This window comes from Mycobacterium sp. D16Q13 (genome assembly GCF_002013375.1).
Classification (GTDB): Bacteria; Actinomycetota; Actinomycetes; order Mycobacteriales; family Mycobacteriaceae; genus Mycobacterium.
In genome coordinates, this window is sequence record NZ_MAEW01000003.1 from 710484 (window position 1) to 724558 (window position 14075).

A 14075-nucleotide genomic window follows, 5' to 3' on the forward strand; every position below is an offset into this window, starting at 1 on the left:
ACTTGACGCATGACCGAAGCCCGACGTGCCGTGCTGGTTCTCTCACTGGTCGCAACCAGCCTGCTGACCTTCCTGCTCGGGGTCACCGATCCCGCGGCACCGATGTTCTACCCCACCCGCTTCCTCATCTGGAATCTGTTTCTGGCCTGGCTGCCGGTCTTCGCGGCGCTGGCTTTTTCTGTTGTCCGGCACAAGATTTGGCTGATTCCGATCGGGCTGGTGTGGCTCGCCTTCTTGCCCAACGCCCCGTATCTCGTCACCGATCTGGTGCACCTGATCGACGGCATCGCGTTCTGGCGCCATGTTCTGCAGTACGGCGTCGCAGCCTGGACCGGAATCATCCTGGGCGTGGTGTCGCTGCGCTTGGTGCACGGGCGAATCCAGCGCGACTTCGGCACGGTCACCGGGTGGATCGTCGTGGTCGTTTCCGTTGGCCTGTGCGCCGTCGGTGTGGTGATCGGACGCTTCCAGCGCTGGAACTCCTGGGATCTGATTCACCGGCCGGGCGCCGTCGCCGCGAGCACCCTGGAGTGGGTGAGCTCGCCGTTCTCCTTTGTGGCCCATACCGGTGTGGCAGTGGCCGTCGCCGCATTCTTCGGGCTGGCGTACCTGACCGTGTGGTCGCTATCGGCTCCCGATGAACAGTCGGCGCGCATAGGCGCAAAATGCCTGCAGGACAACACAATTCAGAGCACTTAGCGCCTGTTCGAGATATCGCTACCGTGCCAGAGCCCCGACGCGTTCGGCCAGCTCGGCCACCGGAAGCCGGCCATCCAACTCCACCGTGGCGCTCTGGCGCAGCAGCGGCTCCACTTCTTCGGTGTACCGCGCGATCTGGGCCCGCTCGGTTTCGGTCTGACCGTACGGGTTGTTGGTACGCGTGCTCACGCGGACGATTGCCACCTCCAGCGGCACGCTGAGCAGCACCACGTGGCCAAACTTGTCATAGAAGTCCACCTGGTTGTCCACCGTTCCGGACACGATGACGTCCGGGCACCGCTCCAGCAGTGCTGTCATGCGGGCGGCGTCCCAGCTGCCGTCCGCGAGCGTCCAGCCGTCGTCATCGGTGTCGACCGTGGAAAATCCGCGGCGCGCCAGCTCCTCGAGCAGCGTGGTCTTCCCTGTTCCCGACATGCCCGTCACCAACACCCGTGCCACATCTGAACCATATGCGGTGGCGCGTCGTTGAAAGCAGGAGAAGAGTGGAGCCCAACGGAGGTGACGATGGAGCAGGCAGCACGACGGATCATCGCGGGTCTTATCGCCGCGGCGGCCGCGCTGGCGGCCGGACAACTGACCGCCGCCGCTATCGCCCCGGATTCCGCGCCGTTCTTCGCGGTCGGGAACACAGTCGTCGATCACACCCCGGCAGCCGTGCGTGAATGGGTCATCGGGATCTTCGGCACTTCCGACAAAGCGGTGTTGTTCGCGTGTCTATCCGCAGTCATCGCCGTGCTGGCCGCGACGGCCGGCCTCGTCGAACGCGAGCGGAGATACGGCTCGGTGCTCATCGCGGCGCTCGGCGTCATCGGTGCGCTCGCCGCCGCAACCCGGCCCACGGCGGAATTCACCTGGATCTGGCCCTCGGTGCTGGCGGCCTTCGTCGGAGTCCTGGTGCTGCATGCGCTGATTGGCCGCGTTGGCAGCGAGGATTCCCCTGACCGGCGCAAATTCTTTGGAGCAGCAGCGGCTTTCGCGGCGGGATCGGCGGGTGCGTACTGGCTGGGCAGCCGCTGGAGCAAGGGCGCCGTCGTCGCCGAAGAACGCCGAGAAGCCACCCTGCCCGCACCCGTCGCACCCGCACCGCCGATACCCGCCGGGATCGACGTCAAGGGAGCGGTTCCCTACATCACGAGTAATGCGGATTTCTACCGCATCGACACGGCACTGCGGGTGCCCCAGCTGACCACTGCGGAATGGCAGCTCAATATTCACGGAATGGTCGACCGACCACGCACCGTGACGTGGGCGGAGCTCACCGCGATGGCCGCCACCGAACGTGCGGTGACCCTGACCTGTGTCTCCAACGAGATCGGCGGGGACTTGGTCGGCAACGCGATGTGGACTGGCTTTCCGATCAAACCAATACTGGAATCCGTTGGAGTCCATGGCGATGCGGACATGCTGTTGTCAAAGAGCGCCGACGGCTGGACGGCCGGCACACCGCTGGACGCGCTCACCGACGGCCGCGACTCGATTCTCGCCATCGCGATGAACGGGACACCACTTCCCGTCGAGCACGGCTATCCCGTCCGGCAGGTGGTGCCCGGGTTGTACGGCTATGTCTCCGCGACCAAGTGGGTTGTCGACTGGGAGATCACTCGATTCGATGCCGCCCGCGCCTACTGGACCGTCCGCGGCTGGTCGGCGCGCGGCCCCATCAAGACGGGCTGCCGCATCGACACCCCCCGAACGGGCGGTCGCCTTGGCACAGGCACTCAGATCGTGGCCGGGACAGCATGGGCCCAGCACCGCGGCATCACCAAGGTGGAAGTACAGATCGACGACGGCCCTTGGCAGCCCGCAACACTCGCACCCGAGTACTCGATCGACACCTGGCGGCAATGGTGGTTCGGCTGGCAGGCAACACCGGGTGAACACATCATCACGGCACGAGCCACCGACGGCACCGGAGCGGTACAAACCGATCAGATCGCGTCCCCGGTGCCCGATGGGGCGACGGGATACCCCAAACGACTCGTGACGGTCGGAACCTGACTAACCGAACTCCACAACGCTGCGAATATTTTTGCCCTGCTTCATGTCTCGATAGCCTTGGGCGATGTCGTCCAGCGCATAGGTGCGCGTCACCATCTCGTCGGTCTTGAGCTCACCGCTGGCATACAGCGCCAGCATGGTGGGTACCGCCTCAAACGGGCTCCAGTTCCCGTAGATGACGCCCTTGATGGTCTTCTGCATCAGTGTCACCATGCTCAGGTCCAGCGACACTTCCTCGGGACGAAACGCGCCCATGCTGGTCATGGCTACCGTGCCGCCCTTGCGGATGGAGGCCACGGCGTCCGTGAGATCGCCCGGCTCCATTCGTCCCACCGTGATCATGGTGGCGTCCGCGCCCTGACCGTTGGTGTAGGAGCGAGCCCGTTCGGCGGCCTCATCCATCGTCGCGAACACTTCGGTGGCCCCGAATGTCTTTGCGGCCTCGCGTTTGTATGCCACCGGGTCGACCAGCAGGACATTCGCCGCGCCGGAATGTGCGGCCCCTTGAACCGCGGCGGCACCGACTCCTCCCAGACCCATGACGATCACCGTCTGCCCGGGCTTGACCGCGGCGGCGTTGATGGCGGTACCCCATCCGGTGCCCATCGCACACCCCAACAGGCACAACCGATTCAAGGGCAGCTCCTTGGGCACCTTGTACGCGGATTGCACCGAGACGGTGGTGTACTCGCTGAATGCCGAGAGCCCCAGCTGCTGCCCACAGGGCTGCCCGTCGAGGCGCAATCGATAGCTGGTGGGGTCGTCGAATCTGGATCCGGTGAGCGCATAGGCGCCGGCATCGCAGAGCTGCTGCATTCCGCGTGAACACCACAGGCAGCGTCCGCAGGCCGGCAGGAACGTCAGCACCACGTGGTCTCCGACGGCGAATTGTGTTGTGCCATCGCCGACTTTTTCCACCACCCCGGCGCCCTCGTGGCCTCCGCACATGGGCAGCATGTCCACCGGGAAATCTCCGGTGGCGATGTGATCATCGGAATGACAGAGACCAACGGCCGCCATCCGGACCATGATCTCGCCGGGTCGCGGGTCTTCCACCTCGACCACACAGGGCTCGAATTCCCCTGGCACGCTACGGATCACCGAGGCGTGCGAACGTCGATAGGCCACCGTCAATTGCCCCTGCGGCTGCGACGTACGGCGGACGGTTCGCCCTTGTCATGCGCCGCGAAGTTGGTCAGCTCACGGCCACGCATCCTGTTGATCACCCGCTGGTGCTCGCGGGCGTGGTACGCAAGGGGCGAATAGGTGACGCGCTCCGGTAGCACCCGATAGGCAGCGCGGTACGCCGCGAAGAATCTGCGCAGAAGACGCTCGTCGCGCTCGGACCATGCGACTCCGAGAATGTCGCGCACCCGCTGATCCATGGCGCCGAAGGTCAAGACGAAGAAGACACGGGAAATCGGCGCCAGCACAGGCTTCAATGCCGCGATCACAAGACCCGAGGGAACCCAGCGCGGAATCCGCTGGGCCAGCGGCGAATCCTCGATACCGCCCAAAGGATCGACCAGCTTGCCCAAATTCTCCGCAACCGCAGGATGGTTGATGAGCACCTGCCCGACCAGGCGGTCGTAGTACTCCCAGAACTCCGCGCGCGACGTGGGATATCCACGCTCGGGAACCTGCGTGATGCGGGCCAACAGGCGATTGTCCTGAAAGAGCCGCTCGTCTTCTTCGTCGGTCAAGTCCCGTCCCAGGAATCGCGGAGTCACGCGACGGCCTGCCACATACGCCGTCGCGATCACCCAGGCATACGCCTCCGGGTCGAGTGCGCTGATGTGCTTGCCCTGCCGACTGCCGGTCTCGCCCTGCATCTGCAACGGCCGATGCATCGTGCGTAGCCAATAACCCTGTTCGATCGCGGCCTTGCCCCCGAATATCCACTGCTGCACCGCATCGAAGGAGCGGATAGCGCGGCCCGCCGGATCCCGGTCTGCCACCGAGTAGCGGTCGGTGACATCCCCGATCACCGGATGCATGCCCTGCATGATGAATGCCGCGCCCACCGCGGGCAGGTACAGCCATTGACCCCCCAGCGTGGCTGTCAGCCCGAGCGGGTCAAACAGCTCTGGCACCGGCTGCGCCCAATCACTCGATACCGAATCCTGCGTTGCCGCGGACTCCACCAGTGCAGTCACACCGAAACCTCCTTGTGTCGTTACCCGAAAAGCTAACGTGAACACCAGGTCGCATATAAGTCTCATCTGGGGGACGCCATGGCATCGGATAATCGCAGTTCACGGCTGCGCAAAGCGCCACAGCAACACCGATCCCGGGAACTGGTCGCAAAAATCGTGACGGCGACAGGCAAGCTGCTGCTCACCGAGGGCCCCGAGGCGATCACCACCAACCGCATCGCTGCCATCACCGGAATCAGCAAGGGGTCGATCTATCAGTACTTCCATACCAAGGACGACATCATCATGGCGGCAATCCGGGATGCCGCCGAGCGACAGCTTCCGGGGGTTCGCTCAGCGCTGGCGGCCAACGCGCTAGCGCCGCCACATCAGATGATGGACTCCGCGATCGACATGTTGATCGCGTTCACCACCGACAACGCCCCTACCCTGCGCTATCTCAACGAGAATCCCGAGTTCGCCCGCGAGGTCGAGGCCAGCACGAACATGCCGGTCCTGATGCAGACGATGATGACGCTGCACGTTCAGCAGTACCGCGATCAGTACCACGCCGATCTCGAACCAGAGACCATCGCGTGGCTCTTCATCAATTCGGCGATCACCACCACGCTGATGTTCTTCCAAACCGACCGGAGCCCGATCGACCTCCAACAACTGCGGATGGGGCTGAAACGCATGGCGTACGGTCTGCTGACTTCGTAGCCGATCCCGATATGGCGGGACCCAGAAAAGTAGGTGGCCTCGCACCGCCGTCGGGTCGGGGGGTCGGACGGTGGCGCGAGGCTACCCATGTATCGACACCTACTCGGAGAGCGTTACAGCCTCCCGGAAAAAACTTGAAACTTTTTTTGACGATGCCCCGAGAATGTCAAAACCCCCGGTCATGGGCTTGCGCCCATGCCGGGGGTTTTGATGAGTGCTTAAGCCACTCAGGCTTCCAGGATGGCCGTCACGCCCTGGCCACCCGCCGCGCAGACCGAGATGAGTCCGCGGTACGTACCGGTCCCGCCGTTTTCCTTCTTCTTCTCGGCGAGCTGCTTGGCCAGCTGAGCCACGATGCGGCCACCGGTGGCCGCGAACGGGTGCCCGGCCGCCAGCGAGGAGCCGTTGACGTTGAGCTTGCTTCGATCGATGGCGCCCAGCGGCTTATCCAGGCCGAGGCGCTCCTTGCAGTAGTCCGCCGACTCCCACGCCTGCAGCGTCGCGAGCACCACCGAGGCGAAGGCCTCGTGGATTTCGTAGAAGTCGAAGTCCTGCAGGGTCAGACCGTTGCGGGCCAGCAGGCGCGGCACTGCGTAGGTTGGAGCCATCAGCAGACCGTCGGGGCCGTTGATGTAATCCACCGCGGCGGTCTCGCCGTCGACGAAGTAGGCCAGCACGGGGATACCGCGCTCGGCGGCCCACTCCTCGCTGGACAGCAGCGCCACGGAGGCACCGTCGGTCAACGGAGTGGAGTTACCGGCAGTCATGGTGGCGTCACCGTGCTTCACGCCGAACACGGGCTTCAACGTCGCCAACTTCTCCACGCTCGAGTTCGGGCGCAGGTTGTCGTCGCGATACAGCCCGAGGAACGGGCTGATCAGGTCGTCAAAGAAGCCACGGTCGTATGCGGCGGCCATCTTCTGGTGGCTGGCCGCGGCCAGGGCATCCTGATCGGTGCGCTTGACACCTGCCTGCTTGGCGGTGATGGCGGCGTGCTCACCCATGGACAAGCCCGTGCGCGGCTCACCGTTCTGGGGGATGTCGACACCGAGGGCGGCCGGCAGCTTGCCGAGCAGCTTGAGCCGCGTGACGTTGTCCTTGGCCCGGCGGATCGCCAGCAGGGTGTGGCGAAGATCATCGCCGAAGTTGATCGGCGCATCGGAGGTGGTGTCTACGCCACCGGCCAGTACCGACTCGTAGCGGCCGAGCGCGATGCCGTCGGCACCGACGATCGCGGCCTGCAGACCCGTGCCACAAGCCTGCTGCAGATCGAAAGCCTGGGAGTACGGCGACAACGGGCTGCCCAACACGGACTCGCGGGTGAGATTGAAATCACGGCTGAGCTTCAGGACCGCGCCGGCGATCACAGCACCCAGACGCTCACCCTTGAGGTTGAAGCGATCGGAGGCGCCGGTAATGGCGGCGGTCAACATGTCCTGGTTGGAGGCGTTTGCATAGGCGCCGTCCGAACGTGCGAAGGGGATGCGGTTACCGCCGAGGACCGCGACGCGGCGGCGGCCTTGCGAGGCGGTTGACTTGCGTGTCGAGCTGGTTGCCACTTGTCTCTCCACTGTTAAGGGGGCAGGATTACCGAGCATTCTTACTCTGGAGTAAGTTCTTTGTCGAGTTCACCCTAGACCAATTACGAAGGACGGCACATGTCCCCCAAGCTCACTGACGACCTCTATGCGCTGCTGGTCAACTCCGGGCCCGGCAACCTGCTCGCCGGCCGACTGGGTATCCCGCAGCCCGAGAAGCTGCGCCGCTACAAGAAGGGCCAGCCCGCGCTGGCCGGGCCCGTGCTGATCGGCGGCGAAGGCCGCCTCGCCGAGCCGCTGCGTGCCGCCCTGGCCGACGACTATGACCTGGTCTCCAACAACCTCGGTGGTCGCTGGGCCGACAAGTTCGGCGCCCTGGTCTTCGACGCCACGGGAATCACCACACCGGTCGAGCTGAAGCAACTGCATGAGTTCTTCACGCCGCTCCTGCGCAATGTCGGCAAGTCGGGCCGTCTGCTGGTCATCGGCACCACCCCGGACAAGGCAGCCACCACCGATGAGCGCATCGCCCAGCGCGCCCTGGAGGGCTTCACCCGCTCGCTGGCCAAGGAATTCGGCAACGGCGCCACCGTGCAGCTGGTCTACCTGCACCCCGATGCCAAGACCGGCGCCACCGGCCTGGAGTCGACCGTCCGCTTCATCCTGTCGGCCAAGTCGACCTATGTGGATGGCCAGGTGTTCTACGTGGGCGCCGACGACTCCGCCCCGCCCGCCGATTGGGACAAGCCGCTGGCCGGCAAGGTCGCCATCGTCACCGGTGCCGCCCGCGGTATCGGCGAGACCATCGCCGAGGTGTTCGCCCGTGACGGCGCGGCCGTTGTCGCCATCGACATGCCGTCCGATGACCTGACCGCTGTCGCACAGAAGGTCGGCGGAACGTCCTTGGCCCTGGATGTCACCGCCGCCGATGCCATCGACCAGATCACCGCGCACCTCACGGAGCACCACGGCGGCAAGGCCGACATCCTGGTCAACAACGCCGGTATCACCCGCGACAAGCTGCTGGCCAACATGGACGACGGCCGTTGGGACTCCGTCATCGCCGTGAACCTGCTGGCACCGCAGCGCCTCACCGAGGGGCTGATCGAGAACGGGACCATCGGTGACGGCGGACGCATCGTCGGCCTGGCCTCCATCGCCGGCATCGCCGGTAACCGCGGCCAGACCAACTACGGTGCCACCAAGGCCGGCATGATCGGTATCACCCAGGCGCTGGCTCCGTCGCTGGCCGAGAAGGGCATCACGATCAATGCCGTTGCGCCGGGCTTCATCGAGACCAAGATGACCGCGGCCATCCCGCTGGCCAACCGTGAGGTGGGCCGCCGCATCAACTCGCTGAACCAGGGTGGCGAGCCCGTGGATGTCGCCGAGACCATCGCCTACTTCGCCAGCCCGGCTTCGAATGCGGTAACCGGCAACGTGGTTCGGGTCTGCGGCCAGTCCTGGCTGGGGGCCTGATCATGGGTGCTGCCACGACACAGCCCTCGAGCCTTCGCAATATGGCCATGGCCGCGGTCGGTGCGCTGCCGTTCATCCCACGCCCGTCCACCCTGCCCAGCAGGGTTGTCCGGACCAACGGTGTGCGGATCGACCCGGCGCACGTCGCCGCCTACGCCAAGGTGACCGGCTTGAGCTTCACCGACAAGGTGCCGGTGACATACCCGTTCGCGCTGCAGTTCCCCTCGGTGATGGAGTTGGTGACGGGATTCGATTTCCCCTTCCCCGCCATCGGCACCGTGCACCTGGAGAACCACATCACCCAGCACCGCGCCATCACCGCGACCGACACCGTCGACATCGAGGTGCGCACGGAGAACCTTCGCGAGCACCGCAAGGGACTGCTGGTGGATGTCCTGACCGACATCACCATCGGCACCGACACCGTGTGGCAGCAGACCATGACGTTCCTGCGTCAGCAGCGCACCAGCCTGTCCGACGGGGTCAAGCCGGAACCGCCGAAGGCCGTCAAGCTGCCGCCGCCGAACTCCACGCTGCGCATCAGCGGCGGACAGATCCGTCGGTACGCGTCGGTGGGCGGGGACCACAACCCGATCCACACCTCGTCGATCGGCGCCAAGGCGCTGGGCTTCCCGAAGGCTATCGCCCACGGAATGTTCACCGCTGCAGCGGTTCTGGGGAACATTCAGGGCGAGATCCCCGATGCCGTGCGCTACGACGTCAAGTTCGGCAAGCCGATCCTGCTGCCCGCCTCGGTGGGCGTGTGGATCGAGAAGGATGGCAACGGCTGGGATATCGCCGTCCGCAATCCGAAGAAGGGTGACCCGCACCTGAACGGGACCATCACCCCGCTCTGATTCTGTTTTCGCCGAGTGTGCGTCCAGGTAGAGATTTCTCGTGAATCCGCTACCTGGATGCACACTCGCGTTGTTTCTGGTCCTCCTAAGGTGACCCCATGGACAGGCAGTCGGGTGGCGCTGGCCGATGTCACGGGCGAAGGCGCAGGCCAGCTGCCGGAGCAATAGGCATTCGATGAGTTGTCGGATGCCGCGAGGTCTCTTCGTCAGAGAGGTAGAGATCCCCTCTGGATATAGGAGCCCGTCATGACCGCAATACTCAGCCCACTGGAGACCGTCGCCAGCGCACGCGCCGCCCTGCACGAGGTCGTTGTGCGCCTCACCGCGGCGGACAACGACAAGCAGACACCCAACGCCAAGTTCACCGTCGCCCAACTCACCGAACATCTCCAGAACTCCATCAAGCTGCTCGGCAACGCGGCGGGTGTCGACATCGACATCGCCACCGAGGGTTCGGTGGCCGACCGCATCCTGCCGCCGTCGCAGGCAGCCGTCGATGCCTGGCAACAGCGCGGAACCGGCGGGACGGTGACCATGCCGATCGGCGAATTTCCCGCCGAGATCGCCGTGCGCATTCTGAGCTCGGAGTTCCTGGTCCATGCCTGGGATTACGCCGTCACCACCGGTCAGGAGTTCGACCCGATGGAAGAGCTCACCGGGAGCGTGCTGGAATCGGCACGCATGATCATCCAGCCAGAGCGGCGCGACGGCGACTTTCTTCGCCGACGAGGTGTCCGTCTCCGACGACGCCCCAAACCTGGTGAAGCTCATCGCCTTCACCGGACGTAATCCCGGATGGTCACCGGCAAGCTAGCCGGAGTAATACTCACGCTGATCTCGACGGCTGTACTTCGGCGGATCGATCGTTACGATCGCACGTCACTTGCCTGCAGCAAATTCGAGGAGTACGTCGTGTCAGCGGACGAGGCCCACCAAGAAGCACCACCGGTCGATTGGCGGGCGGTGCTGCGACAGCTCCCCTTGTTGAACATCCTCGGCGTGGTCGCCGTCCTCGTGGCGGCGACCCTGGTGGTGGTCAAAAATCTCCCAGACCACAGCACCGATCAGCTGCTCAACGTCTCCTACGACCCGACGCGTGAGCTCTACAACGTCCTCGACGGCACCTTCACCAAGCAGTACAAGGACAAGACCGGCAAGACAATTGAGATCAAGCGCACCAACGGCGGTTCGGGACGGCAGGCCCGCAGCGTGCTGGACGGCAGCCAGCGCGCCGACGTCGTGTCGCTGGCATCCGTCAGTGACGTGGACACGCTGAGCCTGCGCGGGCTGATCGCCCCCAACTGGCGTCAGCGGCTGCCCAACAACTCCATCCCGTACACCTCGACGATCGTGTTCGTCGTCCGCAAGGGCAACCCGCGCGGCATCCACGACTGGCCCGACCTCGCGCAGGAGAACGTCGCCGTCATCACACCGAACCCCCGCACCTCCGGGAACGGGCAGCTCTCCGTGCTCGCGGCATGGGGCTCGGTGGTGACGCGCGGCGGGACCGAGGCGGAGGCGCGTGCCTATCTCGCGGCGCTGTTCCGGAACGTCGCCGCACTCGACAGCGGAGCACGCGGCGCCACCAACACGTTCTCGGTTCAACGACTCGGCGACGTGCATCTGACGTGGGAGAACGAGGCGATCAACGAGGTCGAGGCCAACAAGGGTGAGCTCGAGATCGTCTATCCACCGGTGAGCATCCGCGCCGAGCCCGCGGTCGCCTGGGTGGACGCCAACCTGAACGATCCCAAGCGCACCGCGATTGCCAAGGCGTATCTGGAATACCTCTTCACCGACGAGGCGCAGGAAGTCGCCGCACAGCGCGGTTACCGCCCCTTCAAGCCCGAAATCCTTGCCCGGCACAGCAATACACTGCCCGCGATCAATCTGTTTCCCATCACGGCGATCGCATCCAGTTGGGATGACGCACGGCAGAAGTTCTTCTCGGACAACGGAATCTACGAGACCATTCCGCGCACCACCAACCGGGGCACCACCACCTTCGCCTCCGACAGACAAGGACGCTAGATGCCGTCGGCACTGCGAGTATTCGACAACTACGACGCCATCAAGGCCCGTCGCGACATCATCGCCGGTCTGACGGTGGCGGCGATATCACTTCCCCAGGCCATGGCCTATGCGCTCATCGCCGGGGTCGATCCGAAATACGGTGTCTACTCAGCGATCGTGGTCGCGGCCATCGCGTCGATCTTCGGGTCCTCGTCGCATCTCATCAACGGACCCACCAGCGCCATCTCACTGCTGGTGTTCAGCTCGCTGGCGTTCCTGGATCCGGAAAACCGGACCGGACTGTTCGAGGCACTGTTCCTGCTGGGCGTACTGGTCGGCGCGATCCAGATCCTCATCGCGGTCTTCAAACTCGGCGACCTCACCCGGTACATCTCCGAATCCGTCGTCATCGGATTCATGGCAAGCGCCGCCCTGCTGCTGGCCATCGGCCAACTGGCCAACGTTATCGGCGTGCGCGACAAGGGAGATGGGCATATGCAGGTGCTACAACGCGCCTGGCTCACCCTGTTTCACGGCGATGCCGTGAACTACCGCGCAGTGATCTTGAGCGGCTCGGCGGTGGTGTTGGCAGTTCTCCTGCGCCGGTTGGTCCAGCGCTATGGCCTGCCACAGATCGACATGCTGTTGGTGCTCATCGTCACGGCCGTGATCGCCTACGCGTACGGCTGGTCGGTACCGGATGGCACCGGGCATACCGACGTGAAGATCTCGGGCAAGATCCCGGCCAGCCTTCCGGAGTTTCACATTCCCGAGGTCCAGGTGAGCACACTGGGCGAGCTGTCGCACGGCGCGTTGGCCATAGCATTCATCGGCCTGATCGAGGCGTTGTCGATCGCCAAGGCCATCGCGCACCACACCGGGCAGCAGATCGATTACAACCGTCAGATCCTCGCCGAGGGCCTGGCCAACCTGGCCGGCGGCTTCTTCCAGAGCCTGCCCGGCTCGGGCTCGTTATCCCGATCGGCGATCAACTACCAGTCCGGCGCGGCGACGAGGTTCTCCGGAATCGTCAGCGCCGCAACCGTAACCATCGCGCTATTGCTCTTCGCCCCGCTGCTCCGATACATCCCGCAGGCGGCGCTGGCAGGTCTGCTGCTGGTAACGGCGGTGCGGCTGGTGGACTTCCGGCGGCTCGCGTACGCGGTGAAAGCCTCGAGGTATGACGCCGGGCTGGTCATCATCACGGCGGTGGTCGGTGTCGCCGTGAACCTGGATACCGCGGTGCTCGTCGGCGTGGTGCTCTCGATTCTGCTGTTCGTTCCGCGCGCGGCCAAGCTCAAAGCCGCCGAGCTCATCGTCACCGATGAGGGTGTCATCCGCGAGCGGACCCCCCAGGACAACCCCGACGACACCGGCAGTTCGGTCCGCAGGTCTTCGCCGGTCATCTACGACCTCGAAGGGGAGCTGTTCTTCGGTGCGGCACCCGAACTCGACCGCTATCTCGACGCGCTGCACGCGCGGATCCGCGAGGAGAATCTGAAGGTCGTCATCCTGAGGCTCAAGCGGGTGCGCCACCCCGACGTGGTCTGCATCGAACGTCTCGAACACTTCATCAAGGAGCAGCAAGAACTCGGCGTGACCGTCCTGCTCGCCGGGGTGCGCCCGGATTCGCTTGCGCTGCTGCAGAACATCGGATTCACCCAATGGCTCCCGGCCGAGCAGGTGTTCCCCGAGGAGGACCGAGAATTCTCGGCGACACTACGGGCTGTTCGGTACGCGCAGAACCGATTGGATGAAACACCGTCCGACCCGGCACCTCACCAGGACAAGCTCTACTACCTGGTGTGAGGGCCTAGGCGCGTTTGGCCACAGGCTCATCGCGCGGACGGCCCCGCAGACCACGCCAACCGAGGTTGAGCAGCGTGTCTTTCGCGCTCTCGACCTTGATATCGCCGGTCGCCACCCGGGACGCTACGGCCTCGCCACCGCCGACGAGAGCGACAGCCATGGCGTCGTAGTCGGTGTCGGGGTCGATCTCCGGTGAAGCGGCCTTGATCAGACGCGCCACCAGTTCGATGATCCGGTCACGCCCCTCGCGTACCTGCTTGGCGAACAGCTGCGTACTGGTGGCCTGTCCGTAGATGACGATCCAGGACGCCCGGTGCGTGTCGACGTAGTTGAGAAACGATACGACCGTGGTGCTCAACACGTCTCGTGGCGATTTCGTCAGATCGATATCGCCACGCACCGCCTCGACGAACCGGCCGAGCTCACGGCGAAGGCACGCCACGAAGAGATCTTCCTTGGAGCCGTAATAGAGATAGAGCATCGGCTTGGAAATCTTGGCCGCTGCGGCGATGGCATCCATCGAGGTGTCCCGGAAGCCGTTGAGCGCGAACTCCTGCACAGCGGCATCCAGCATCTGCTGCTCCCGAACAGCACGGGGCAGCCGCTTGGTACCACCGGCCATGGCTGCCTCCGAGGTTGGGACGTCAACGCGAACTTACTCCAGAGTAAGCTACTGGTTGGTTCGACTATTGCATACCGTCCCGCTACGGCGTGCTGGGACCGCTGAAATGGAGTGTTTTTGTCTCCGCCCCCAGCCTAGCGCGCAAACGCTACCTTCCGGATACCCCCGCCCCGTACCATGC

General features: G+C 64.6%; 12 protein-coding genes and 1 pseudogene. 8 read left to right on the forward strand and 5 right to left on the reverse strand.

Annotated elements, in window-relative coordinates:
* The first annotated feature begins 9 nt into the window (after positions 1–9).
* The gene (locus tag B4400_RS06155; RefSeq protein WP_078307174.1) at positions 10–699 is read left to right on the forward strand and encodes a DUF1361 domain-containing protein; all 690 of its coding nucleotides are present in this window, start codon (positions 10–12) and stop codon (positions 697–699) included.
* An 18-nt stretch (positions 700–717) separates the two neighbouring features.
* On the opposite strand, the gene B4400_RS06160 is transcribed toward B4400_RS06155, so the two are convergent.
* A complete protein-coding gene (locus B4400_RS06160) occupies positions 718–1158 on the reverse strand; it encodes an ATP-binding protein (RefSeq protein WP_078307172.1) in 441 nt (146 codons plus the stop codon).
* A 66-nt stretch (positions 1159–1224) separates the two neighbouring features.
* Between B4400_RS06160 and B4400_RS06165 the strand changes: the two genes are divergently transcribed.
* Positions 1225–2718 (forward strand): molybdopterin-dependent oxidoreductase, encoded by a 1494-nt coding sequence (locus tag B4400_RS06165; RefSeq protein WP_078307170.1) that lies wholly within the window; start codon positions 1225–1227, stop codon positions 2716–2718.
* Here B4400_RS06165 and B4400_RS06170 read toward each other — a convergent pair whose 3' ends face one another.
* Positions 2719–3846, reverse strand: a complete 1128-nt coding sequence (locus B4400_RS06170) for an NDMA-dependent alcohol dehydrogenase (protein WP_139361273.1) — start codon at positions 3844–3846, stop codon at positions 2719–2721.
* 2 nt (positions 3847–3848) lie between these two features.
* Entirely contained in the window at positions 3849–4874 is a 1026-nt protein-coding gene (locus B4400_RS06175; RefSeq protein WP_286142053.1) for an oxygenase MpaB family protein, read from the reverse strand.
* Positions 4875–4952: 78 nt separating this feature from the next.
* On the opposite strand from B4400_RS06175, the gene B4400_RS06180 reads away from it, so the two are divergent.
* On the forward strand, positions 4953–5576 hold the full coding sequence (locus B4400_RS06180; RefSeq protein WP_286151002.1) for a TetR/AcrR family transcriptional regulator: 624 nt from the start codon (positions 4953–4955) through the stop codon (positions 5574–5576).
* Between the two features lie 227 nt (positions 5577–5803).
* On the opposite strand, the gene B4400_RS06185 is transcribed toward B4400_RS06180, so the two are convergent.
* Positions 5804–7135 carry an acetyl-CoA C-acetyltransferase gene (locus tag B4400_RS06185; protein ID WP_078307163.1) on the reverse strand — a complete coding sequence of 444 codons (1332 nt, stop codon included), beginning with the start codon at positions 7133–7135 and terminating at the stop codon, positions 5804–5806.
* A gap of 99 nt (positions 7136–7234) precedes the next feature.
* On the opposite strand from B4400_RS06185, the gene B4400_RS06190 reads away from it, so the two are divergent.
* The 5 genes and pseudogenes from B4400_RS06190 to B4400_RS06210 all read left to right on the forward strand — a co-directional run bounded on the left by B4400_RS06190 (position 7235) and on the right by B4400_RS06210 (position 13272).
* Positions 7235–8593, forward strand: a complete 1359-nt coding sequence (locus B4400_RS06190) for a 3-oxoacyl-ACP reductase (protein ID WP_078307160.1) — start codon at positions 7235–7237, stop codon at positions 8591–8593.
* 2 nt (positions 8594–8595) lie between these two features.
* On the forward strand, positions 8596–9450 hold the full coding sequence (locus tag B4400_RS06195) for a MaoC/PaaZ C-terminal domain-containing protein (protein ID WP_078307157.1): 855 nt from the start codon (positions 8596–8598) through the stop codon (positions 9448–9450).
* Positions 9451–9696: 246 nt separating this feature from the next.
* A pseudogene (locus B4400_RS06200) lies at positions 9697–10264 on the forward strand (TIGR03086 family metal-binding protein).
* Between the two features lie 98 nt (positions 10265–10362).
* The gene (locus B4400_RS06205) at positions 10363–11481 is read left to right on the forward strand and encodes a sulfate ABC transporter substrate-binding protein (RefSeq protein WP_078307417.1); all 1119 of its coding nucleotides are present in this window, start codon (positions 10363–10365) and stop codon (positions 11479–11481) included.
* Positions 11482–13272 (forward strand): SulP family inorganic anion transporter, encoded by a 1791-nt coding sequence (locus B4400_RS06210; RefSeq protein WP_078307154.1) that lies wholly within the window; start codon positions 11482–11484, stop codon positions 13270–13272.
* Between the two features lie 4 nt (positions 13273–13276).
* Here B4400_RS06210 and B4400_RS06215 read toward each other — a convergent pair whose 3' ends face one another.
* Positions 13277–13894: a TetR/AcrR family transcriptional regulator gene (locus B4400_RS06215; protein ID WP_030097306.1), complete on the reverse strand. Its 618-nt coding sequence runs from the start codon at positions 13892–13894 to the stop codon at positions 13277–13279.
* Positions 13895–14075: the final 181 nt, after the last annotated feature.